Annotated in this window: 21 protein-coding genes; 16 read left to right on the forward strand and 5 right to left on the reverse strand. The window is 60.8% G+C overall.

The features are described from left to right. Positions 1 to 61: 61 nt before the first annotated feature. From AA098_RS24665 to AA098_RS24680, 4 genes are all read right to left on the reverse strand, one after another. Complete coding sequence (locus tag AA098_RS24665; protein ID WP_003255347.1) at positions 62 to 349, reverse strand: YceK/YidQ family lipoprotein; 288 nt, start codon at positions 347 to 349, stop codon at positions 62 to 64. Further along, entirely contained in the window at positions 346 to 975 is a 630-nt protein-coding gene (ubiX, locus tag AA098_RS24670) for a flavin prenyltransferase UbiX (RefSeq protein WP_003255348.1), read from the reverse strand. Before ubiX ends, AA098_RS24665 begins: the two co-directional genes overlap by 4 nt. Next, on the reverse strand, positions 972 to 2,321 hold the full coding sequence (mpl, locus tag AA098_RS24675; protein WP_064615074.1) for a UDP-N-acetylmuramate:L-alanyl-gamma-D-glutamyl-meso-diaminopimelate ligase: 1,350 nt from the start codon (positions 2,319 to 2,321) through the stop codon (positions 972 to 974). Before mpl ends, ubiX begins: the two co-directional genes overlap by 4 nt. Positions 2,322 to 2,387: 66 nt before the next feature. Continuing rightward, on the reverse strand, positions 2,388 to 4,403 hold the full coding sequence (locus AA098_RS24680) for a sigma-54-dependent Fis family transcriptional regulator (protein ID WP_064615075.1): 2,016 nt from the start codon (positions 4,401 to 4,403) through the stop codon (positions 2,388 to 2,390). A 254-nt stretch (positions 4,404 to 4,657) separates the two neighbouring features. Between AA098_RS24680 and AA098_RS24685 the strand changes: the two genes are divergently transcribed. From AA098_RS24685 to AA098_RS24750, 14 genes are all read left to right on the forward strand, one after another. Further along, positions 4,658 to 6,178, forward strand: coding sequence for an aldehyde dehydrogenase family protein (locus AA098_RS24685; protein ID WP_004577014.1), 1,521 nt, complete (start codon positions 4,658 to 4,660; stop codon positions 6,176 to 6,178). 227 nt (positions 6,179 to 6,405) lie between these two features. Continuing rightward, on the forward strand, positions 6,406 to 7,854 hold the full coding sequence (gene eat, locus AA098_RS24690) for an ethanolamine permease (protein ID WP_003255355.1): 1,449 nt from the start codon (positions 6,406 to 6,408) through the stop codon (positions 7,852 to 7,854). A 46-nt stretch (positions 7,855 to 7,900) separates the two neighbouring features. Continuing rightward, a complete protein-coding gene (locus tag AA098_RS24695; protein ID WP_003255356.1) occupies positions 7,901 to 9,295 on the forward strand; it encodes an ethanolamine ammonia-lyase subunit EutB in 1,395 nt (464 codons plus the stop codon). A gap of 8 nt (positions 9,296 to 9,303) precedes the next feature. Next, positions 9,304 to 10,122, forward strand: a complete 819-nt coding sequence (gene eutC / locus AA098_RS24700; protein WP_003255358.1) for an ethanolamine ammonia-lyase subunit EutC — start codon at positions 9,304 to 9,306, stop codon at positions 10,120 to 10,122. A 107-nt stretch (positions 10,123 to 10,229) separates the two neighbouring features. Continuing rightward, positions 10,230 to 10,688: a GNAT family N-acetyltransferase gene (locus AA098_RS24705; RefSeq protein ID WP_003255360.1), complete on the forward strand. Its 459-nt coding sequence runs from the start codon at positions 10,230 to 10,232 to the stop codon at positions 10,686 to 10,688. 217 nt (positions 10,689 to 10,905) lie between these two features. Continuing rightward, the gene (locus AA098_RS24710; protein WP_003255361.1) at positions 10,906 to 11,553 is read left to right on the forward strand and encodes a DedA family protein; all 648 of its coding nucleotides are present in this window, start codon (positions 10,906 to 10,908) and stop codon (positions 11,551 to 11,553) included. Between the two features lie 20 nt (positions 11,554 to 11,573). Beyond that, the gene (locus AA098_RS24715; protein ID WP_003255364.1) at positions 11,574 to 12,389 is read left to right on the forward strand and encodes a zinc-dependent peptidase; all 816 of its coding nucleotides are present in this window, start codon (positions 11,574 to 11,576) and stop codon (positions 12,387 to 12,389) included. Between the two features lie 92 nt (positions 12,390 to 12,481). Beyond that, complete coding sequence (gene ppa / locus AA098_RS24720) at positions 12,482 to 13,009, forward strand: inorganic diphosphatase (RefSeq protein WP_003255365.1); 528 nt, start codon at positions 12,482 to 12,484, stop codon at positions 13,007 to 13,009. Positions 13,010 to 13,195: 186 nt separating this feature from the next. Next, the gene (locus tag AA098_RS24725) at positions 13,196 to 13,897 is read left to right on the forward strand and encodes an XRE family transcriptional regulator (RefSeq protein WP_004577015.1); all 702 of its coding nucleotides are present in this window, start codon (positions 13,196 to 13,198) and stop codon (positions 13,895 to 13,897) included. 957 nt (positions 13,898 to 14,854) lie between these two features. Continuing rightward, the gene (locus AA098_RS24730; protein WP_003255367.1) at positions 14,855 to 16,816 is read left to right on the forward strand and encodes a copper resistance system multicopper oxidase; all 1,962 of its coding nucleotides are present in this window, start codon (positions 14,855 to 14,857) and stop codon (positions 16,814 to 16,816) included. Continuing rightward, entirely contained in the window at positions 16,813 to 17,148 is a 336-nt protein-coding gene (locus tag AA098_RS29380) for a hypothetical protein (protein WP_003255368.1), read from the forward strand. The genes AA098_RS24730 and AA098_RS29380 overlap by 4 nt, the downstream gene beginning before the upstream one ends. Next, a complete protein-coding gene (locus AA098_RS24740) occupies positions 17,138 to 18,073 on the forward strand; it encodes a copper resistance protein B (RefSeq protein WP_003255369.1) in 936 nt (311 codons plus the stop codon). The genes AA098_RS29380 and AA098_RS24740 overlap by 11 nt, the downstream gene beginning before the upstream one ends. A 9-nt stretch (positions 18,074 to 18,082) precedes the next feature. Next, positions 18,083 to 18,856, forward strand: coding sequence for a cytochrome c (locus tag AA098_RS24745; RefSeq protein WP_004577205.1), 774 nt, complete (start codon positions 18,083 to 18,085; stop codon positions 18,854 to 18,856). A gap of 492 nt (positions 18,857 to 19,348) precedes the next feature. Continuing rightward, positions 19,349 to 19,813, forward strand: coding sequence for a hemerythrin domain-containing protein (locus tag AA098_RS24750; protein WP_003255371.1), 465 nt, complete (start codon positions 19,349 to 19,351; stop codon positions 19,811 to 19,813). A 176-nt stretch (positions 19,814 to 19,989) separates the two neighbouring features. On the opposite strand, the gene AA098_RS24755 is transcribed toward AA098_RS24750, so the two are convergent. After that, positions 19,990 to 22,179: a TonB-dependent siderophore receptor gene (locus AA098_RS24755; protein ID WP_054889215.1), complete on the reverse strand. Its 2,190-nt coding sequence runs from the start codon at positions 22,177 to 22,179 to the stop codon at positions 19,990 to 19,992. A 181-nt stretch (positions 22,180 to 22,360) separates the two neighbouring features. Between AA098_RS24755 and AA098_RS24760 the strand changes: the two genes are divergently transcribed. Then, positions 22,361 to 23,053 carry a response regulator transcription factor gene (locus AA098_RS24760; protein WP_003255373.1) on the forward strand — a complete coding sequence of 231 codons (693 nt, stop codon included), beginning with the start codon at positions 22,361 to 22,363 and terminating at the stop codon, positions 23,051 to 23,053. Next, a complete protein-coding gene (locus AA098_RS24765) occupies positions 23,053 to 24,381 on the forward strand; it encodes a sensor histidine kinase (protein WP_054889214.1) in 1,329 nt (442 codons plus the stop codon). Before AA098_RS24760 ends, AA098_RS24765 begins: the two co-directional genes overlap by 1 nt. The last annotated feature ends 32 nt before the right edge of the window (positions 24,382 to 24,413 follow it).

Consider the following 24,413-nt stretch of genomic DNA (forward strand, 5'->3'; position numbering starts at 1 on the left):
GTGAGTAGTCACCGGAAGATTACGGAGATCCTGTGGGAGAGGGCGTGCGCGCGAAGGGCCATCACAGGCCGCCGCTAGCCTGGAAGCCTATGCCGGCCGCTGTCAGCAAAGACAACGGCAGCAGCAGGGTATCGAGCAGCATGCTGCCGGGCAGATCCAGGCGCGGATACGCCGGAGCGTCCGCCCCGTAATGATCCCGCGGGCAACACCCGCCATTGATCACATACAAATCCAGCCGGGTACCGGCATACACCACCGGTGCGCCGGGCTTGTTGGCATCCAGCGTGCGCACCGTGGCGCACCCACCCAGCATCACCAGCGCCAGCAACCCCGCCAGTGCTCGCTTCAATCATCCACCCCGAAGTGGTGCTCGCCCCAACGCGGCAACATATCCTGGGGGATGTTCAGCAGGTTGAGGATACGCGCCACGACAAAGTCGACCAGGTCGTCGATGGTCTGCGGCTGGTGATAGAACCCCGGTGCCGCTGGCAGGATCACCGCGCCCATTTGCGACAGTTTGAGCATGTTTTCCAGGTGGATGGTGGAGAATGGCGCTTCGCGTGGCACCAGGATCAGCTGGCGACGCTCCTTGAGGGTAACGTCGGCAGCCCGCTCGATCAGGTTGTTGCAGGCGCCAGTGGCGATGGCCGACAAAGTGCCAGTGGAACAGGGGACCACCACCATTGCCGCCGGGGCGCCAGAACCCGAGGCTACCGGCGACATCCAGTCTTCCTTGCCATACACACGGATCTGTCCATCGGCCGCGCCGGTGTATTCGGTCAGGAAGGCCTGCATCGCCTGGGGCTTGGCCGGCAACACAACATCCGTCTCGGTGGCCATCACCAACTGTGCGGCCTTGGAGATCAGGAAGTGCACCTCGCGGTCTTCGCGTACCAGGCAATCGAGCAGGCGAAGGCCATACTGGGCACCCGAGGCGCCCGTCATGGCCAGGGTGATGCGTTCCGGCCCGTTCACTTCAGCGCCTCGGCCAGCTTGCCGTGCAGGCCGCCGAAGCCGCCGTTGCTCATGATCACCACATGGGTGCCTGGGCGAGCCTGGCCTTTGATCCGCTCGATGATCGCTTCGAGGCTGTCGGCCACCACGCTGGGTACCTTGCACTGCGCAGCGGTGGCGGCCAGGTCCCAGCCGAGGTTGGCCGGCGCATACCAGATCACCTGGTCGGCGTCGTTGACGCTTTCTGGCAGGCCGTCACGATGGGCACCGAGTTTCATCGAGTTGGAGCGTGGCTCGATCACCGCGATCACAGGTGCCTCCCCCACCCGCTTGCGCAGGCCGTCGAGCGTGGTGGCAATGGCCGTCGGATGGTGGGCGAAGTCATCGTAGATGGTCACACCTTGAACTTCGGCAACCTTCTCCATGCGCCGCTTGACGCTCTTGAACGCACTCAGGCCGTCGATGCCCATGGCCGGCACCACGCCTACATGACGCGCTGCTGCCAGGGTGGCCAAGGCATTGGCGACGTTGTGCTGGCCGGTCAGCGCCCAGTCCACCACACCCTGCACTTCGCCCTCGAACAGGACTTCAAAACGCGAGCCATCTGGGCTGAGCAGGCGGGCTTGCCACTGGCCGCCCTCCCCGGTGGTTTGCACAGGGGTCCAGCAGCCCATGCCGATCACACGCTCCAGCGCTTGCTCGGTGGTCGGGTGGATGACCAGGCCTTCGCTGGGGATAGTCCGCACCAGGTGGTGGAACTGCCGCTCGATCGAGGCCAGGTCCGGGAAGATGTCCGCGTGATCGAACTCAAGGTTGTTGAGGATCGCGGTACGCGGGTGATAGTGGACGAACTTCGAGCGCTTGTCGAAGAAGGCGCTGTCGTACTCGTCGGCTTCCACCACAAAGAACGGCGTGTTGCCCAAGCGGGCCGACACCGAGAAGTTCTGCGGCACGCCACCAATCAGGAAGCCCGGGCTCATGCCGGCGTGCTCCAGCACCCAGGCCAGCATGCTGCTGGTGGTGGTTTTGCCGTGAGTACCGGCAACGGCCAGCACCCAGCGGCCTTGCAGCACGTGGTCGGCCAGCCACTGCGGGCCGGAGACGTAGGGCAGGCCCTTGTTCAGCACGTATTCAACCGCTGGGTTGCCGCGCGACATGGCGTTGCCGATAACCACCAGGTCTGGCGCCGGATCCAGCTGGGCCGGGTCATAGCCTTGGGTCAGTTCGATACCCTGGGCTTCGAGCTGGGTGCTCATCGGGGGATACACGTTGGCGTCGGAGCCGGTGACGCGGTGGCCAAGTTCCTTGGCCAGCACCGCCAGCGAACCCATGAAAGTGCCGCAAATACCGAGAATGTGAATATGCATGGTCGACCTCGCAAAACATCGAGGCAGGGTAGCCCAGGGCGCGACAAATCGCACCCGCTGTTTCGCTCAGTCACCCCTGGTAATGCCGTGTTTGCGCAGTTTTCGATACAAGGTATTGCGGCTGATGCCCAAGTGCTCGGCGACACGGGTGAGATGCCAGTGTTTTGCCTCCAGTACCTCCTTCAGCGCTTGCCGCTCCGCGTCGAGCAGAACCTCGGTCCCTCCAGATTCACCCACAATCTCAGCGGCACCGCCGGACCTGTAGGACCGGGCTTGCCCGCGAACGAGGGCAACGCCCTCGCCCTCTATTGCCTGGTCGGACATCTTCGCGGGCTCGCCCGCCCCCACGGGAGGTGGGCTGGCGCGGATGACTGCGGGGAGGTCCGTAAAGGTGATGCGGGCATATTCGCAAAGCGCCACCAGGGTACGCAGCACATTGCGCATCTGCCGCACGTTCCCCGGCCAGTTAAATGCGAGCAGCGCCTGCCGCGCCCTGGGCTCGATGTCTATCCGTTGCCCCTGCGTCTCCTGGCGTAGCAGAAAGTCCAGCAACTGCGCCTTGTCACTGCGTTCGCGCACCGCCGGCAGCGCGACCTCCAGGCCATTGAGGCGGTAATACAGGTCCTCGCGGAAACTGCCCTGTTCAACCCGTTCCAGCAGGTCACGGTGCGTAGCGCTGACGATGCGCACGTCCACCGCCTGTGGCTCTCCCCCGATCGGCACCACCTGGCGCTCCTCCAGTACCCGCAGCAGTCGGGTTTGCAGGGCAAGCGGCATATCGCCGATCTCGTCCAGCAGCAAGGTGCCGCCGTCGGCCTGCAACAGCTTGCCGCGCATGCCCTCCTTGCGCGCGCCGGTAAAACTGCCGCCGCGGTACCCGAACAGCTCACTCTCGATCAGGCTTTCCGGAATAGAAGCGCAGTTGATGGCGACGAACGGCTTGCCGCGCCGCTCACTGGCCTGATGCACAGCCTGGGCGAAGGCCTCCTTGCCACAGCCGGTCTCGCCGCGCAGCAGCAATGGCACATCGCGCTCGAACACCCGCACGCTGCGGCGGAAATCATTTTGCAACGCAGGGTCCAGCAGACAGACCAGCGGCTCCACTTCACCTGCGGGCCGCGGCTGGGCGGCCGGCACCGACCACACCGGCGCCCGGGCCTGCCCCCGCAGGCTGGCGAACACCTGGCGACCGTCCAGGGTGCGCAGCGGCCAGGCAGTACTGCCGCCGGGCGTGGCACGGCTGAACATTTCGTCATGGCTGCACGCGAAAAAGCACGCCAACGGTTTGCCCAGCACGCCGCCCCGTACCGTGCCCAGCAGGTTCAGTGCGCTTTGGTTGGCAGCGCAAATGCGCCCATCGCCGTCGAACGCCAGCAAGCCTTCGCTGAACAGGCCGACCGACTCGGCTTGCAGGTGAAAACGCAATAACCATTGCTGCTCGAAATGGCGCAGGAAATAGCAGCTTTCGATCATCTTTGCCGACAGGTTGACCAACGCCATGGTGTGGAACTGGCTTTGCCGCGATACGTCGGGGCGCGCAGAGGACACGTCGAGTACCGCCAGCAGGTCGCCATGCGGGTCGAACACCGGGCTGGCCGAGCAGGTCAGCCCGGTGTGACGGCCACGGAAGTGCTCGTTCTGATGGATGGTCAGCGCCTGGCGCTCGACCAGGCAGGTGCCGATGCCATTGGTGCCCTCGCGCGCCTCGCTCCAGTCAGCGCCCAACCACAGCCCCGCACGCTCGAAGCTGCGCCGCTCGGTGGGGGCACTGACGCAATTGAGGATCACCCCACGGGCGTCGGTCAGCAGCACCGCGTGGCCTGCGCCGGAAAGCTGCTGGTGCAGGCTGTTCATCTCATGGTCGGCAATTTGCAGCACCTGATGCAGGCGCTCGCGGCTTTCCAGCAGGCGCCCATGCTCAAGCACCACCGGCGCTTCGATCACCGCCGGGTCGAGGTGGTAATCCTCCAGGCAGCGCAGCCAGGAGCGGGCGATGGACGGGTCACTGCCGCCCTCCCCGGCCCCACCATGGGCAACGCTATGCACCTGCCGGGCATGGCGCGTGAAGTGATTGCTCTGCATTGTTGTAATTCTCCGCAGATAGAGCGTCAGCCCAGCATCCTCCACCGGGGTAGGCTTTGCAATGCACACGCCTGTGATGTGTCGCAAACGGCACAAAATGTCACCCCAGGCGTACCGGCACCGGTACAGCGGCCCTTGATCAGTCCCGTAAAAATGACTCAAGTCATTGATTTGCCTGGCGTGGCCAACACTGGCCCAACCCTTGCTCTATGCTTTCCAACTCCCTAAAAAGCACAATACCAAGGAGACACACCATGCGTTATGCACATCCCGGTACCGAAGGCGCGAAGGTTTCCTTCAAGAGCCGCTACGGCAACTACATCGGTGGTGAGTTCGTTACTCCGGTAAAGGGGCAGTACTTCGAAAATACCTCCCCGGTGAATGGCAAGCTGATCGCTGAATTCCCCCGCTCTACTGCCGAAGACATCGAGAAGGCCCTGGATGCCGCCCATGCTGCGGCCGACGCCTGGGGCCGCACTTCAGTGCAGGATCGCTCCAACGTGCTGCTGAAGATCGCCGACCGTATCGAGCAGAACCTCGAATTGCTGGCCATTACCGAAACCTGGGACAACGGCAAGCCGATCCGCGAAACCCTCAACGCCGACATTCCGCTGGCGGTCGACCACTTCCGCTATTTCGCTGGCTGCATCCGCGCCCAGGAAGGCGGCGCTGCCGAAATCAATGAAGGCACCGTGGCCTACCACATCCACGAGCCACTGGGCGTGGTCGGGCAGATCATCCCCTGGAACTTCCCGATCCTGATGGCTGCCTGGAAGCTTGCCCCGGCACTGGCCGCTGGTAACTGCGTGGTGCTCAAGCCTGCCGAACAGACGCCGCTGGGCATCACCGTGCTGCTCGAAGTCATTGGCGACCTGCTGCCACCTGGCGTGCTCAACGTAGTGCAAGGCTATGGCCGTGAAGCCGGTGAAGCCCTGGCCACCAGCAAACGCATCGCCAAGATCGCCTTCACCGGCTCTACCCCGGTCGGCTCGCACATCATGAAATGCGCCGCCGAGAACATCATCCCGTCCACCGTCGAACTGGGTGGCAAGTCGCCGAACGTGTACTTCGAAGACATCATGCAGGCCGAGCCAAGCTTCATCGAGAAGGCGGCAGAAGGCATGGTGCTGGCGTTCTTCAACCAGGGCGAAGTGTGCACCTGCCCGTCGCGTGCCCTGGTGCAAGAGTCGATCTATCCGCAGTTCATGGAAGTGGTGATGAAGAAGGTGCTGCAGATCAAGCGCGGCGACCCGCTGGACACCGACACCATGGTCGGCGCCCAGGCCTCGCAGCAGCAGTTTGAAAAGATCCTCTCGTACCTGCAGATCGCCCAGGACGAAGGCGCCGAGTTGCTCACCGGCGGCAAGGTCGAGAAGCTGGAAGGTTCGCTGGCTACCGGTTACTACATCCAGCCGACCCTGCTCAAGGGCAACAACAAGATGCGCGTGTTCCAGGAAGAAATCTTCGGCCCGGTGGTCAGCGTCACCACCTTCAAGGACGAAGCCGAAGCACTGGCGATTGCCAACGACACCGAGTTCGGCCTGGGCGCCGGCGTGTGGACCCGCGACATCAACCGTGCCTACCGCATGGGCCGCGGCATCAAGGCTGGCCGTGTGTGGACCAACTGCTACCACCTGTACCCGGCGCATGCCGCGTTCGGCGGTTACAAAAAGTCGGGGGTTGGGCGTGAGACGCACAAGATGATGCTGGATCACTATCAGCAGACCAAGAACCTGCTGGTGAGCTACGACATCAATCCGTTGGGCTTCTTCTAGACCGCGTCGCCTTCTTCGCGGGTAAACCCGCTCCTACAGGTCCTGCGCGGGTCTTGAATGTTGCGCAATCCCTGTAGAAGCGGGTTCACCGCGCGAAGCGGCCAGGCCGGCATACCTTAAACCCAGGGCGGTAACCGTGCACCAACCGCTCTGGCTCGCTTCCTGCAGCACCCATCACCATCGGCCCGGAACCCTTCCGGCCACCAAGAAAAAAAACAGGTGAATCTATGCCAAGCGAACATTCCGCCGGATCGCCGGCAGGCTCTTCCGTCGACTTCGAGAAAGTCGGCTCTGACTATTTCCAGCAACGTGAACTGAAAAAAGGCGCCGCCGGTTGGGTACTGCTGGTCGGCCTGGGCGTGGCGTACGTCATTTCCGGCGATTACGCCGGCTGGAACTTCGGCCTGGCGCAGGGCGGCTGGGGCGGCATGTTCCTGGCCACCTTGCTGATGGCAACCATGTACCTGTGCATGTGCTTCTCGCTGGCCGAGCTGTCGTCGATGATCCCCACCGCTGGCGGTGGCTATGGCTTTGCCCGCAGTGCCTTCGGCCCATGGGGCGGCTTTTTGACCGGCACGGCGATCCTGATCGAATACGCCATCGCCCCTGCCGCCATCGCGGTGTTCATCGGCGCCTACTGTCAATCGCTGTTCGGTATCGGCGGCTGGATGATCTACCTGGCGTTCTACATCGTGTTCATCAGCATCCACATTTTCGGCGTGGGTGAGGCACTGAAGCTGATGTTCATCATCACCGCCATCGCCGCCATTGCACTGGCCGTGTTCCTGATCGGCATGGTGCCCCATTTTGATGCAGCCAACCTGTTCGACATCGCCAAAACGGACGCCGTCGGCGCCAGCAGCTTCCTGCCGTTCGGCTATGTCGGCGTGTGGGCAGCCATCCCCTATGCCATCTGGTTCTTCCTTGCCGTCGAAGGCGTGCCGCTGGCCGCAGAAGAAACCAAGAACCCCAAGCGTGACCTGCCACGCGGCCTGATCGGCGCCATGCTGGTACTGCTGGCCTTCGCCTTGCTGATCCTGGTGGTCGGCCCGGGCGGCGCAGGCTCCGAGGCGCTGAAGGCCTCCGGTAACCCGCTGGTCGAAGCCCTGTCGAAGGCCTACGGCGGCTCCACCTGGATGGGCGGCTTCGTCAACCTGGTCGGTCTGGCCGGGCTGATCGCCAGCTTCTTCTCGATCATCTATGCCTATTCCCGGCAGATCTTCGCCCTGTCCCGCGCCGGTTACCTGCCGCGCAAACTGTCGGAAACCAACAAGAGCAAGGCCCCGGTACTGGCCTTGGTCATCCCCGGCATCATCGGTTTTGCCCTGTCGCTGACGGGCCAGGGTGACTTGCTGATCCTGGTGGCAGTGTTTGGCGCTACCCTGTCTTACGTGCTGATGATGGCTGCGCACATCACCCTGCGCATCCGCCGGCCAAAGATGGAGCGCCCCTACCGCACCCCGGGTGGCATCTTCACATCCGGCCTGGCGCTGGTGCTGGCGTGCATCGCCGTGGTCGCCGGATTCCTGGTTGACCCGCGGGTAGTCATTGGCGCTGCAGTGATCTATGCGGTATTAATTGCCTACTTTGCTTTCTACAGCCGCCACCACCTGGTTGCGGGCACACCGGAAGAGGAATTCGCCGCGATCCAGAAGGCCGAAGAGGCCCTGCACTGATCGCCGCCACCCGCCGCGGGGCAACCCGCGGCTCTGGAGATTCTGTATGGCAAGTTTCGTACACACGGTCGGCCACTTGGTCTACCGCTTCGACAGCCTCAAGGACGTGATGGCCAAGGCCAGCCCGGCACGCTCCGGGGACTGCCTGGCAGGTGTCGCGGCCAGCAACGACGGTGAGCGCGTCGCCGCGCAGATGGCGTTGGCCAATATTCCGCTGACGCACTTTCTCAATGAAGCACTGATCCCTTACGAAGCAGATGAAGTGACCCGCCTGATCATCGACACCCACGATGCCCAGGCCTTCGCCCCGGTCAGCCACCTGACCGTGGGTGGCCTGCGCGACTGGCTGCTGAGCGAGGAAGCCAACGAAGACAGCCTGCGCGCCCTGGCGCCCGGGTTGACCCCGGAAATGGCCGCTGCCGTTTCGAAGATCATGCGTGTGCAGGACCTGGTGCTGGTGGCGCAGAAAATCCGCGTGGTCACCCGGTTCCGCGGCACCATGGGCCTGCGCGGGCGCCTGTCGACCCGGCTGCAACCCAACCACCCGACAGACGAACCGGCCGGTATTGCCGCCAGCATTCTCGACGGCTTGCTGTACGGCAACGGCGACGCCATGATCGGCATCAACCCGGCCACCGACAGCATCGCTTCGATCTGCGCCCTGCTGGAAATGCTCGACGCCATCATCCAGCGCTACGACATCCCCACCCAGTCCTGCGTGCTGACCCACGTCACCACCTCGATCGAAGCGATCAACCGCGGCGTGCCACTGGACCTGGTGTTCCAGTCCATCGCCGGCACAGAGGCGGCCAACGCCGGCTTCGGCATCAACCTGAACGTGTTGCAGGAAGGCTACGAAGCAGGGCTGTCGCTGAAACGCGGCACCCTCGGGCAGAACCTGATGTATTTCGAAACCGGCCAGGGCAGCGCGCTCTCGGCCAACGCCCACCACGGCGTCGACCAGCAGACCTGCGAAACCCGCGCCTATGCCGTGGCTCGCCACTTCAAGCCGTTCCTGGTCAACACCGTGGTCGGTTTCATTGGCCCGGAATACCTGTACAACGGCAAGCAGATCATCCGCGCCGGCCTCGAAGACCATTTCTGCGGCAAGCTGCTGGGCGTGCCGATGGGTTGCGATATCTGCTACACCAACCATGCCGAAGCCGATCAGGACGACATGGACACCTTGCTGACGCTGCTGGGTGTGGCCGGCATCAACTTCATCATGGGCATCCCCGGCTCCGACGACATCATGCTCAACTACCAGACCACCTCGTTCCACGACGCGTTGTACGCGCGCCAGACCCTGGGCCTGAAGCCCGGCCCGGAATTCGAGGCATGGCTGGCCCGCACCGGCATCTTCACCCAGGCCGATGGCCGGGTGCGCTTCGGTGACAACCTGCCGCCGGCTTTCCGCCAGGCCTTGGCACAGCTTGCATAGGGACGACCATGGACCATCGCACGCCTACCCCCGACAACCCTTGGCTGGCCCTGCGCAACCTGACCCCGGCGCGCATCGCCCTGGGCCGCACCGGCACCAGCCTGCCGACCGGGGCGCAGCTGGACTTCCAGTTCGCCCATGCCCAGGCACGAGATGCCGTGCACCTGGCTTTCGACCACGCCGGCCTGGCCAGCCAGCTGAGTGACCGCGGGCGCGAAAGCCTGGTGTTGCACAGCGCTGCCAGCGACCGCCACCAGTACCTGCAGCGCCCGGACCTTGGACGGCGGCTGAACGAAGACTCGATTACGACGCTTCGCCAGCACGCCCAGGCCAACCCCGGCGGCGTCGATCTGGCCATCGTGGTGGCTGACGGCCTCTCGGCACTGGCCGTGCATCGCCACACGCTACCGTTCCTGACCCGCTTCGACGAACAGGCTGCCGCCGACGGCTGGACCAGCGCCCCGGTGGTACTGGTGCAGCAGGGCCGCGTGGCAGTGGCCGACGAGGTCGGCGAGCTGCTGGGCGCCCGGATGACGGTGATGCTGATCGGCGAGCGCCCGGGGCTGAGCTCGCCCGACAGCCTTGGCCTGTATTTCACTTACGCACCCAAGGTTGGCCTGACTGATGCCTACCGCAACTGCATTTCCAATATCCGCCTGGAGGGGCTGAGCTATGGCATGGCGGCGCACCGCCTGTTGTACCTGATGCGCGAAGCCTGCCGGCGCCAGCTTTCCGGGGTGAATCTGAAGGACGAAGCCGAGGTCCATAGCCTGGAGAATGAAGACAGCGCCAGCCAGAAAGGTAACTTCCTGCTCGGCAAAGAGTAAAAAACCTGTCACGGAAGGCGGATTGCACTTGTGCCGTGCATTGGGCAGCATGCCCTTGAACGCTGCTGGCATTCCGCTGTTTCCCAAATGGACTCTGAGGGCCGCACATGCGCATCATCAAAGCAACCCTGGAACACCTCGACCTGCTCACCCCGTTGTTCGTCAAATACCGTGAGTTCTACGGGCAACTGCCCTACCCCGACAGCTCGCGCAGTTTTTTGGAAAAGCGCCTGAAGCGGGACGAATCGGTGATTTACCTGGCACTTCCGGATGATGACGACGGCAAACTGCTGGGCTTTTGCCAGCTGTACCCGAGCTACTCGTCGCTGTCGTTGAAGCGGGTATGGATTCTCAACGATATCTATGTAGCCGAGGACTCCCGGCGCATGCTGGTCGCCGACCACCTGATTCGCGAAGCGAAGAAAATGGCCAAAGAGACCAATGCCGTGCGCATGCGCGTGTCAACCAGCGCGAACAATGAAGTGGCGCACAAGACTTACGAATCCATCGGGTTTCGTGAGGATACCGAGTTCAAGAGCTACATTCTGCCAATCAGCCAGGATTGACTGGCACCGCCCGCTTCCACAAGCAAGGTAGTGATCCTTGTGGGAGCGGGCGTGCCCGCGAAGCGGTTGGCAAAGGAATACCCCTCTACCGTAACCCCCCGCTACAAACTCTCCGGGCATGTTCCTGACTTAGCCGTATAATGGCTCACCTGTCATGTGTGAAAATTTACCCTCCCCCCGGTAACCAAGCCTACGCCCAAGAACACAGGTGCTGTACATGGATTTCAACCCGCTGGACCTTATCCTGCATCTCGATGCCTACCTCGATCTGCTGGTCACCAATTACGGTCCCTGGATCTACGCCATCCTGTTCACCGTGATCTTCTGCGAAACCGGCCTGGTAGTGATGCCATTCCTGCCAGGTGACTCGCTGCTGTTCATCGCCGGCGCCGTGGCGGCGGGTGGCGGCATGGACCCGGTGCTGCTGGCCGGCCTGCTGATGGCCGCTGCAATCCTGGGCGACAGCACCAATTACGTGATAGGCCGAACAGCCGGCGAACGTTTGTTCAACAACCCTAACTCCAAGATCTTCCGCCGCGACTACCTGCAGCGTACCCACGATTTCTATGAACGCCATGGCGGCAAGACCGTGACCATGGCGCGCTTCCTGCCCATCTTGCGCACCTTCGCACCGTTCGTCGCGGGCATCGCTCACATGCACTATCCACGCTTCCTCGGCTTCAGCGTTGCCGGTTCGCTGCTTTGGGTCGGCGGCCTGGTCACCTTGGGCTACTTCTTCGGCAACGTGCCGTTCATCAAGCAGCACCTGTCGCTGATGGTGGTGGGCATCATCATCCTGTCGCTGGTGCCGATGATTCTCGGCTTGCTGCGTGGGCGCCTGGGCCGTACGGCCAAGGCTCACTGAACAGGTAAAGAACAAACGGCATGTGGTCATTCAGCGCCTGGCGGCGCAAGCGTACTCTGGCGCGTTACCCGATCACGCCACAGCAATGGCAGGCCGTACGCGAGCGGCTGCCGATGCTGGACGGCATCAGCGACGCTGAAGACCGCTGGCTGCGCGAAGCCTGCATCCTGTTCCTGCTCGACAAGCACCTCACCTGCCTGCCCGGTGTCGAGCTGGACGACGAGCAGCGCCTGTTGCTGGCTGCCCAGGCACAGTTACCGCTGCTTCACCTGGGTGAGCTGAACTGGTACCAAGGCTTCCACGAAATCATCCTGTACCCCGACGACTTCAAGAGCCCCCAGCGCCACCGCGATGCCAGTGGCGTGGAACATGTGTGGGACGGCGAACACAGCGGCGAGGCCTGGCAGCAGGGGCCGATCATCCTGGCCTGGAACGGCGTGCAGGCCAGTGGTGGCTGGGAGGCTTACAACCTGGTCATCCATGAGCTGGCGCACAAGCTCGACATGCTCAACGGCGATGCCAACGGCCTGCCACCGCTGCACAGCGGCATGCCCGTTGATGAGTGGGCAAGCGCCATGCAGCAGGCGTACGACGACCTCAACCAGCAACTGGACGCCAACCCCGACGCCGAAACCGCCATCGACCCCTACGCTGCGGAAAACCCGGCAGAGTTCTTTGCCGTTACCAGCGAGTACTTCTTTAGTGCCCCTGACCTGCTTCATCAGGCTTATCCACAGGTCTACCACCAGTTGTCGCTGTTCTACCGGCAAGACCCGCTGGCGCGCCTGTGCCGGCTGCAGGCGGAACACCCCGAGTACCGCGAAAGCCACGCCTGACGGGCCCGCACATCAGGCCAAGCGTGGCGTGCCCCGGCAGAATGTGCCTATAATCGCCGCCACTTTTTGGTCAAACACGGGGGCACTGCCCAATGAGCTACAGCAAGATTCCGGCGGGCAAAGACCTGCCGAACGACATCTACGTCGCCATCGAGATCCCGGCCAACCACGCGCCGATCAAATACGAAATCGACAAGGACAGCGACACGCTGTTCGTCGACCGTTTCATGGCTACCCCAATGTTCTACCCAGCCAACTATGGCTTCATCCCGAACACCCTGGCTGACGACGGTGACCCGCTGGACGTGCTGGTGGTTACCCCTTACCCAGTGGCCCCAGGCTCGGTTATCCGCGCCCGTCCGGTTGGCGTGCTGAACATGACCGACGACGGTGGCGGCGACGCCAAGGTCATCGCTGTTCCTCACGACAAGCTGTCGCAGCTGTACGTTGACGTGAAGGAATACACCGACCTGCCAGCCCTGCTGATCCAGCAGATCGAGCACTTCTTTGCCAACTACAAAGATCTCGAGAAGGGCAAGTGGGTCAAGATCGAAGGCTGGGAAGGCGCCGACGCCGCCCGTGCCGCGATCACCAAATCGGTCGCTGCCTACAAGGGCTGATTCCGATTGCAGGAGAAACCCCGCTTAGGCGGGGTTTTTTTATGCAGGAATGGGCAATACGCACATTACTGGTAATAAATCCTACGCTGTCCTACACCAGAGCCTTACAAACAACCACTTTTCATACAAACCCCGTCAACATCCGGTTCATATCCTGTCTGGCAATTCGCCGCTACACTCGCCGCCATGAACACTTCCGGCGACCGCCTCAGGGCCCTGCTCCAAGAATGTGGCCTAACCCCTTCCGATTTCGCCGCCCAGCGCAGCGTCACAGCACAGCACGTCAACAACTGGTTCAAACGCGGTGTACCTTTGGCCCGGCTGGACGAACTGGCCGATCTGTTCTGTGTGCACCGACGTTGGCTGCGCACCGGTGAAGGCCCCAAACACCCCAATCCACTCCTGCGCAACGGCCTTCCACGACCAGTGCCCGCCAACCCGCTTACCCCGCTGTCGGGCCATCGTGGCCGGTTATTGAAGGTGCCCTACTACGAAGTGAGCAACGGCTTGCTGTCGCCAGTGAGCAGCAAGCACCTGCGCTTGCCGGCAAAAGCCCTGAAGGGCTTGGGCGTGCAAGCCGGCAACGCAATCTGCCTGGCAATGCCGGCCAGCAACATGCTCCCGCTGATTCCCCTGGAAGCTACCCTGGCCATTGATCTGGGCATGACCCAGGTGGTCGAGGGCGAAACCTATGCCCTGCTGCAAAACGGCATGCTCAGGGTGAACAACCTCAGTCTTGGCCCGCACGACACCCTGTACCTGCACAGCCATGACCGGCGCAACTACACAGTCGAACGCTACACCGCCGCCCAGCGTCAGGCGCAGGGCCTGGAAATTCTTGGCTGGGTGTTCCACTGGTCACATTTCCGCCAGCAGCGGCCCAGTTGAAGCGCCCTGGGCAATTTTTTGCTGGGCATCCTGCGCCCGCCCTTGTATGCTACGCCGCACATTAAGCCCCGACCGGCGCGAGCCGCGTTCCAGAGGGCTCGGCGATATCCCACACGGGCATCTGCCATCTCTTTCAGGCCCTTGATGGCCACACAGTTAAGGCGATTGCGGCTTACCATAAATTAGTCGGAAGCGTCCCCGAGAAGCCGGCCACAAGCCGGCTTTTTAATTCCTAACCCTCTGAAGTAAAAGAGAATTTGTGCTAGGCCAAGGTCAGCCCATGCTCTGTCAAAGCACATCCCCCGCATCTATCTGTGCCAAGTCGGCATGAGAGTGAAGGCAAGTTATTTCTCACTTGGCCTGAAAATCTCGGGATAGCATCGTCGAAGCCAATGACGGCTCAATAGCTTGATCACCTCAGAACTGTCGAGCAGCGTGATACACGACGGAATCGCGTCAGCATTTCATCGTAGTTTGTGAGTGATTGCGTATTGAGTCGCAAGCGAAGTGCTGTTCCTTGGTACGAGGTTACTCGGTCTTCTTTACCCGTTGCGCCAAGTAGAAGCCCTGCCCATTACTCGCAATGAAGAAATTGCCCCCTGCTCTTGGCCCTTTCAGTTTGCAGCAAGTAACGCAACCCACGGGAAGCTGACAGAAAAGTAATGTCGGGCTCAGTTATCTGACAGCATCAGGTAGCTAGATTGTCCTTGAGCATAGCGCCATCAGGCCTGTCCGCTTGATTAGGAAGGCAAGCAAACCGGCACACGAGTTGCTGAGACGCGCTTCCAAAAATGTAATTACCCCAGCATCAAAACGATTGCAGCGTCGAGCTTCTTTCCCCCGTAAAGCTTGTGCTCTTTTGAACGTCGTCGAGGCTGATGGGAGCGCTATTGAAACCGTAGGTTGCTACATCCAGCAGCCTGGACACCAGCAATCCATATGAGTGGACGCAACGGCATGCAAAGCAAAACCACCAGACGCTCCTTCGTCAAAGGCCTGGCTGCTACCGGAATACTCGGCGGGTTGGGTATGTGGCGCATGCCAGTGTGGGCGTTGACCAGTCCTGGCCAGCCGAATGTGCTGACGGGCACCGACTTTGATCTCTACATCGGTGAACTGCCGGTGAATATCACGGGTGCAAAACGGACAGCCATGGCAATCAATGGTTCTGTACCTGGCCCAACGCTTCGGTGGCGTGAAGGCGATATCGTTACGCTTCGTGTGCGCAACCGCTTGAAACAGGACACCTCGATCCACTGGCACGGCATCATCCTGCCGGCGAACATGGACGGCGTCCCAGGCCTGAGCTTCCATGGCATCGCACCAGATGGCATGTATGAGTACAAGTTCAAACTCCATCAAAACGGCACCTACTGGTACCACAGCCACTCTGGCTTCCAGGAGCAAGTCGGGGTGTATGGCGCACTGGTCATCGACGCGAAAGAACCCGAGCCTTTCGCCTATGACCGGGATTACGTGGTTATGCTAAGCGACTGGACGGATGAGGACCCTGCCCACGTTCTATCCAAGCTTAAGAAGCAGTCTGACTACTACAACTTCCACAAGCGGACCGTGGGTGACTTCGTCAACGACGTAAGCGAAATGGGCTGGTCTGCTGCGATGGCCGATCGCAAGATGTGGGCCGAGATGAAGATGAGCCCCACTGATCTCGCGGATGTGAGCGGGTATACCTACACCTACCTCATGAACGGCCAGGCTCCGGATGGAAATTGGACGGGTGTTTTCAAGCCTGGCGAGAAAATCCGGCTTCGGTTCATCAACGGCTCCGCCATGACGTATTTCGATGTACGCATTCCTGGCCTGAAAATGACAGTGGTTGCAGCGGATGGGCAGTATGTCCATCCGGTCTCGGTCGACGAGTTCCGTATCGCAGTAGCCGAAACCTACGATGTCATTGTTGAGCCAGAAGACGAACAGGCATACACCATCTTCGCTCAATCCATGGACCGTACGGGCTTTTCCAGGGGCACCCTGGCCATCCGTGAAGGCTTGCAAGCTGCTGTTCCAACCGTTGACCCACGCCCCCTCATTTCCATGAATGATATGGGCATGGACCACAGCAGCATGGCCGGCATGGATCACAGCAAAATGGCTGGCACGGACCACGGCAGCATGGCCGGCATGGATCACAGCAAGATGGCTGGCACGGACCACGGCAGCATGGCCGGCATGGATCACAGCAAGATGGCTGGCACGGACCACGGCAGCATGGCCGGCATGGATCACAGCAAGATGGCTGGCATGGACCACGGCAGCATGGCCGGCATGGATCACAGCAAGATGGCTGGCATGGACCACGGCAGCATGGCCGGCATGGATCACAGCAAGATGGCTGGCACGGACCACGGCAGCATGGCCGGCATGAGTAAGGAAATGCAGAGTCATCCAGACTCAGAGCTCAACAACCCATTGGTCGACATGCAGACGATGACCCCGACGGCAAAATTGGATGACCCGGGCATCGGGCTACGTAACAACGGCCGCCGCGTCCTGACCTATGCAGACCTGCGGAGCACCTTCATCGACCCAGATGGACGAGAGCCTAGCCGGAATATCGAGCTGCACCTGACGGGTCACATGGAGAAATTCGCCTGGTCCTTCGACGGCATCAAGTTTTCCGATGCCGCCCCCCTGCGCCTCAAGTACGGAGAGCGCCTTCGTATCACCTTGATTAACGACACCATGATGACTCACCCCATCCACCTTCATGGCATGTGGAGCGACCTGGAGGATGAGAACGGCAACTTCATGGTTCGAAAACACACCATCGACATGCCACCAGGCTCAAAACGAAGCTATCGCGTAACTGCGGATGCTTTGGGGCGTTGGGCCTATCACTGTCACCTCATGTTCCATATGGAAACGGGCATGTTCCGAGAAGTCCGTGTGGACGAATGAACGGGAGATCCGAGATGAGCAAACCAATGAAACGAAGCACGTTTTTCCTCTCCGCTGCGATGGCTGGCCTGTTTGCTATTTATGCCCCGTTGTCGTGGTCCAGCGATGACCATGAGCAGCACGCCCAGAAAACTGCCGATGCTGCGAAAGGCAAAGGTTCCCAGGGCATGGATCATGGATCCATGATGGGTATGGATCATGACTCGATGAAGGGCATGGATCATGAATCCATGATGGGTATGGACCATGACTCGATGAAGGGCATGGACCACAAAAAAATGATGGAATCACATGGCAGCGACAAAGCTAAGGCAGGGAAAGATGGCCAATAGCCTGGCGCGACCATCGCTGCTGGCCTTGACCCTTTCAGCCGGCATGCTAGGCGCTGTGCCCAGCTTTGCCGCTGACGAAATGGACCATTCGGCAATGGGGCACGGGTCCATGAAAATGGGCAGGGCCCCGTCGCATGACTCGATGCCAGGCATGGACCATGGGGCGATGGATCACTCTACGATGAACCATGGCTCTGGCGAGCCTGCGACCAGCAGCCGTACCCCGATTCCCGAACTAACGGACGCGGACCGCCAAGCGGCCTTCCCCCCACTGGGCGGGCATCAGATGCACGACAGCGCGATCAACAGCTTCTTCTTGCTGGATCAACTGGAGTATCAGGACGCAGACGACGGTAGTGCGCTGTCGTGGGACGCTTCTGGCTGGATAGGCGGCGATATCAACCGGCTCTGGCTCCGCTCCGAAGGTGAACGCACTAACGGCGTCACTGAAGATGCCGAGTTGCAAGTCCTCTATGGCCGTTCTATAAGCCCCTGGTGGGATGTGGTTGCCGGGGTGCGCCAGGACTTCAAACCCGAATCCCCCCAGACCTGGGCGGCGTTCGGTATTCAGGGTATGGCACTTTACGACTTCGAAGCCGAAGCCACTGCATTCATCGGTGAAAACGGTCAGACCGCCGCTCGCCTGGAAGGCGACTACGACATTCTCCTGACTAATCGCCTCGTCCTGCAGCCAACAGTTGAAGCCAATTTCTATGGCAAGAACGATCCCGCGCGCGACGTAGGTTCCGGCCTCGCGAATACCGAAGTCGGACTGCGGCTACGGTATGAAATCGTCCGTCAGTTCGCACCCTACATAGGCGTCACCTGGAGCCGCTCCTACGGCAAGACCGCAGACTTCATCCGCGATGAGGGTGGGGATGTGGATGAAGCGCGTTTCGTTGCCGGTATCCGCATGTGGTTTTGAGAGCCTTACATGAAAAGAACAATTACAACGCTCGTAGTAGCGGGTGCCGCGGCCAGTGCAGGGGTATTGGGTGCAGCTTACCTTGGCCTGGTCAACGTCGGCGCTGACGATCCGCATTTCCCTGCAGTGCATGCATTTCTGGTCATGGCTCGGGATCGCTCCATTGAGGTACGCGCAAGAAACATCGAGGTACCGAACCTCAAGGATGAAAATCTGATTCGTGTCGGCGCCGGCAACTACAACGCCATGTGCATCGGTTGCCATCTTGCCCCTGGCGTCGAGAAAACAGAGCTCAGCCAGGCGCTTTATCCGTCTCCTCCCAACCTTGGCAAGCTTGGGGTCGGTGGTAAACCCGCCGTAGCATTCTGGACCATCAAGCACGGCATCAAAGCCTCTGGCATGCCTGCCTGGGGCAAGAGCATGGGCGATGAGTACATCTGGGGACTCGTTGCATTTCTGGATCAACTACCCCAGATGAACGCCCAACAGTACAACGCGATGGTAGCGATCAGTGGCGGTCACCAGCATGGTGGAGGTGAAAGTGAAATGCACAGCCATGAAGGCCAACACGGCGACAACGTGCCCAATCACCCTGCAGAGGCAGTCTCGGGGAGAGATCATCATGACAGGGGACATGCAGAGGCACACCATCCCAAATCACCATCACCAGAGCCCGCACCTGAACACCACGGCCATGACGAAACCGGCAGTGATCACCACTCAAAGCCGGCTCAGAAGAAGCCTATTCACCGTGATGGTGCGGAGCATACCCATGAAGGCTGATTACGATCCTCCCATGAATCAGCCGTCATAAGTCGCAGAAAAAGCCGGTCAAAAACGACCCCAAAGTGGCGGATTTCAACGCTTTAAAAAGGTTAAAAACCAATACTAATCATATGGATAGTCTTTAAAAACCAACCATAAGCCGGCTTTTAAATTTAACAAGCCTTTAAAAACAGCAGTCACAATCCGCGGGTATCCACCCCCGACCTACGTGCACAGCACGCAGCCCCTTGCACCTCCTGTTGTGCTCAGCCCCCCCGCTGTTAAGGACAGCACGCAAGCGATCCTGGTGTGCCTGCGTCTTCTTGCAATGCATAGAGACATCAAATTGATATTTCGAAATCTTCCAAGGGGGCGGCTTTTTTGAAGGTGAGCGTTTCGCACTAGACTATAATTAAAGGATTAGATGTAGGCCGACACGTGCAGCTATCCTTGGAGATTGCTTAATAATATTTAATCTGTAACGGCTTGGTGTAGTGATGAGGACTTAGCATGAACGCCATGTTGAAAGAGCTGCACGCCTATCATCATGAGGTGGCTACCAAAATTACTCAGATCAAAGAGTTACTGGAGAGGATAAGGCACGGATCCGCGGGTGCCGATGACTGCAAGCTGTTGTTTAAGCAGCTGGAAGCCTTGCATGGTGATGCAGAGCGACACCACCATGAAAATGAAGAGCTTATTCGGCTGGCCTTGCTGGCAACCGACGCACCGATTCACCAACGGGTCATGGCTATCGAGCAAGATCATAAAGCCTTCAAGCGAATTGCCGGACAGCTCAAGATGTTGGAGCAGTCAACGCAAGAAGCGAGAGTAATCGCCGACACGATCGAAGACTTCATCAAGAAATATTATGACCATATGGATGCCGAGGAGAATATTTTCTTTCCGGTGGCAGACAAGTGGTTGTCAGACACCCAATGGCAGGAAATAAAGCATCAATGGCACCCCGCGTAGATTTAATTTCCTTGAATTAAAAGCACGCTACTTATTAACACGCGGCCTCACAATTTTATGGCCCTGATACCCGAGGGTGCAGATACGCTCCCACGCTTCTCATCATTCAGCCTGAAGGCCGCGCCCTTTGCCGGCGCGGCCTTGTTTTATGGCGCACCTAGCAGCCACAGACTTCGTCAGAAGTCATACCGCGCCCCAACCATCATGCTGCGCGACGGCCCGTAGAAGTTGAACGTCGAGGTAGACCCCACCCGCGACAGGTAGTCCCGGTCGAACAGGTTGTTGACGTTGAGGGTGGCCGTCAGCTTCGAAGTCACCGGGTAAGACAGCATCGCGTCCACCGTGGCATAGCCCGGTGCATCGATACGCACGCCGCCACTCTCGGAATGGAAGTTGCTCATCGCCGATATACCGCCACCCACGGCCAAGCCAGTCAGCGGCCCTTGGCTGATGGTGTACTTGCTCCAAAGCGAAGCCTGGTTGCGCGGCATGATGAAGAACGTGGTTTCGGCGTCCCCCTTGACGGTTTCGGTCTCCATCCACGTGTAGCCAGCCAGCAGTTCCCAGTTTGGCGTCAGCTTGCCGCTCACTTCCACTTCCGCGCCCTTCACGCGGGTCTTGCCGGATGCAACGGAGTCGGTGGTGGCCACACCATCAGCATCGTACACAGTGGTAGCGCGGTTCTTGTCGGTCAGGCGGAATACCGAGAAGCGCGTATTCAAGTCGCCGCCAAAGTAGCTGCTCTTGAGGCCGAACTCGTACTGCTCGCCTTCACGCGGTTTCAGCACCCGACCATTGCTGTCGGTGTCGGACTGCGGCTTGAACACCTGCGAATAGCTGGCGTACAGCGCGTGGTTGTCGGTCAGGTCATAGACCAGGCCACCATAAGGGGTGAAGTGGCCGTCGACGCGTTTGCTGTCATTGGTGGTGGCGCCGCTGCTAAGGGTGGTGGTGTAGAAGTCACCGCGATACCAGCTGAAGCGGCCACCGGCAATCAGCGCCAGGCGTTCCACCGGGCGGAAGGTCACTTTGGAGTACAGGCCGTACTCTTCTTCCTGCATGCCGGTCTCGGTGCTGTAGTTGGGCGACGGCTTGGCGAACTGCTTCGGCGAGTAAGTATTCACGTTGATCGCGCCGAGATTGGTGGTGCCGTTGAGGTACTCGGTGTCGTAGTTCTTGTAGTCACTCCCGACCACAAACTCGCTTACCTGCCCGAAGGTCTCGAACGGCTGGCTGTAGCTGGCGTCCAGCGAATAAGTGTCTTGCGTGAAATCACGGGCGCTGGCGCGCTCGGAGTTGGCGCCTGTGGTGGCATTGGTTGCAGTGAAGGCGTACAGATAGTTGGTGTCGCGGTGCGAGCCACGGGCCGCGACACGGCCGTAACCGCCATTGTCGAAGCGGTGGGTCAGCTCGGCGACCAGGTCAGTGGTCTTGCCGTCGAAGTAGTTCCAGTCGGCGCCCAGGAAACGCGAATGGCTGAAGTCGGGCACCTCGCCGGACAACGTGGCCGGGTAGCCGTTGTGCGGGGTGATGTTCTTCACTTCATGCATCAGGCCGAACGACAGGGTGGTGGCGTCGTCCAGGTCGATGTCCAGCGCACCGTAGTAGGTGTTGCTGGTGTTGGCGTTGTAGTCCACTTCACCATTGGTGTCGTCACGGGATGCGATGAAGCGCCCGCGCACGCGACCGGCCTCGTCCAGCGGCCCGCTCAGGTCGATTTCCTCATGATTGGTGTCCCAGGTGCCGTAGCTGCCTTCGATATGCCCCTGAAACTCGGCGGTCGGGCGCTTGCGCACCATGTTGACGATGCCACCCAGCTCGCTGGTACTGCTGAACAGCCCGGCCGGCCCGCGCATGATTTCGACGCGGTCGAACGCCGCCAACGACGGGACAGTACCGAAGATGCTGGCCATGGGCGCCGGCAGGCCGTCGATATTGAACTCGCTGTACTCGTAGCCACGGGCGTAGATCGACGAGCGGCCGCTGTCATTGGTCAGGGTGCGCAGGCCAGCGGTGTACTTGGCCAGGTCATCCAGGTGCACGAACTGGCGATCCTTGACGTAGTCCTGGGTGTACACGGTGATCGACTGCGGGATGTCCTTGAGCGCTGCCGGCGTCTTGGTGCCCACGGTAGCGGCGTCGACGCTGTAACCGCCGGTTTCTTCCGAAGGCAGCATGTCGTACAGGCGGTTGCCTTCGATGGTCAATGCAGGCAGATCAAGCGAGTTGTCTTCGGCCGCCACCTGGGCCTCCACCTGGGCCGCTACCGTTTCGGCCACTGCCGATAAAGAAAACGGCGCCAGCAACCCCAGCGCCAGCCATCCCCGAACCCGCTGTAAGCTGCCCACACTTTTGAAACCGGTCATGACACACCCTTCGCCAAAATGATATTGAATCGCAAACGAAACAAGTTGCTTTTTGCGAACGATACCGGGGCGAAAACCAGGGTGCAGCAGGATTAACCTTCTTAACACATCAAGCCGTTGCCCTTTCCCTGCAGCCAGTGGGATGATTCGCAACTGATAAAAGTTCTCATCAAGGCTCGCCGTGCCCACCTCACTTCTCCTTGCCGAAGACGACCCACGCCTGCTTCAGGACCTGGACCGTCATTTCCGCAACCGCGGCTTCCAGGTGCACGCCTGCGCCAGCGGCACCCAGGCCCTGAATGCCATACAGCAATCGCAGTTCGAACTGGTGCTGCTGGACATCATGCTGCCAGGCATCGACGGCCTCAGCCTGCTCGACGCCCTGCGCCGCCAGCAGGCCGTGCCGGTCATGCTGATGTCGGCACTAGGGGCCGAGCAGGATCGCATCAGCGGCTTCACCCGTGGTGCAGACGACTACCTGCCCAAGCCCTTCAGCCTGGCAGAGCTGGACGCACGGGTAGATGCCTTGCTGCGTCGCGTGGCATTCGATCGTGGTACGGCGCTGCGTGCCGACGTGGGGGAGGTGATGCTGGACCACGACCGCCAGGACGTTATCCACAACGGCAACGCCGCTGGCCTTACCGCTTCCGAATTCCGTTTGCTGGTCACGCTGCTGGCCCACCCCGACGAAGCGTTGAGCAAGCCCTTCCTGTACCAGACCGTGCTGCACAGGGCCTATACCCGACTGGACCGAGGCCTGGATGTGCATGTGTGCAACCTGCGCCGCAAACTGGCCGACATCAACGCCCAGCACCTGCAGATCCAGGCCGTGCGTGGCCAAGGGTACATCCTGGTCGACACGGAGCAGACCTGATGCGTCGCCACCCGTTGCTGTGGAAACTGGCCTTGCTGCAAGTCAGCTTCTGCCTGTTGCTGATCTGGCTCATCTGGACCTGGGGCCTTTCGGTGGAACGCAGTACCTATTTTCTGTCCCAGGCCGACCAGGACTACCTGGCGCGTTATGCTCAACAGGCCGAACAGGCGTGGGAGCAGGACGGCGCAGCCGGCACCGAAGCCTGGCGCAAGCAGGTGGCACTGGCCGAGGACACCTGGGTGGCCGTGATAGGCCCACACCTTCAGAGCCTTGGCACCACCCCGCTGAGCGCCGAGGAAGCCAGCCACCTGACATTCATGCGCAAGCTCGACTGGCCGATGAGCCGGCGCCTGCAGGATGAATTGCCATACGTCAGCATCGAATTTCCGCAACACCCCGAGCATGGCCGCCTGGTGCTGCAATTGCCCGAACGGCTGCTACCCACAGGCCTGACGCCCTGGACCCATGTGGTGACTCATGGCGTTGCCCCCGCGCTGCTGGCCCTGCTGCTGGGCCTTGCGCTATACCGGCACCTTGTCGTGCCGCTGAACCGCCTGCGCGACCGCGCCGACGCCCTGCGGGCCGATGACCTTGACAGCCCCGCCCTGCCCCTGCAGCAACGCCGTGATGAGCTGGGCGAACTGGCTCAGGCCTTCGAGCACATGGCCGGGCGCCTGCGCCAGAGCCTTGAGCAACAGCGCCTGCTGTTGCGCACGCTGTCTCACGAACTGCGCACGCCGCTGGCGCGGCTGCGCATCGCCCATGACAGCGACTTGCCACCGCCGCAGTTGCGCGAGCGCCTGGACCGTGAGGTGGCCGACATGCAGAAGTTGCTGGAAAACACCCTCGACCTGGCGTGGATGGACACCGAACAACCCAGCCTGTCGACCGAGCCGGTATTGGTGCTTTCCGTGTGGGAAGCCTTGTGCGAGGACGTCTGTTTCGAAAGCGGCTGGGACCGTGCGCGCCTGCCGTGTTCACTTGGCACTGACTGCCTGCTGCAGGCCCATCTGGACAGTCTGGCCCAGGCCCTGGAAAACCTGTTGCGCAATGCCATTCGCCACTCGCCGACCGAAGGCCGGGTCAGCCTTGATGGCTGGCGCGAGGGCGCATGCTGGCACCTGCGCCTGAGCGACCAAGGGCCAGGCGTACCGGATACCGACCTTGAGCGCATTTTCAAGCCCTACCAGCGCCTGGCCGACAGTGGCGCAGGCTTCGGCCTGGGCCTGGCTATCGCCCGCCGCGCCATCGAACTGCAAGGCGGGCGGTTGTGGGCCAGCAATGGGCACCCGGGCCTGTGCCTGCACATGACCTTGCCTGCGGCCTGAGACTGTTTAGAAAGTTAATGCGCTTTACGCTC

The sequence above is a fragment of the Pseudomonas sp. JY-Q genome (genome assembly GCF_001655295.1).
GTDB lineage: Bacteria > Pseudomonadota > Gammaproteobacteria > Pseudomonadales > Pseudomonadaceae > Aquipseudomonas > Aquipseudomonas alloputida.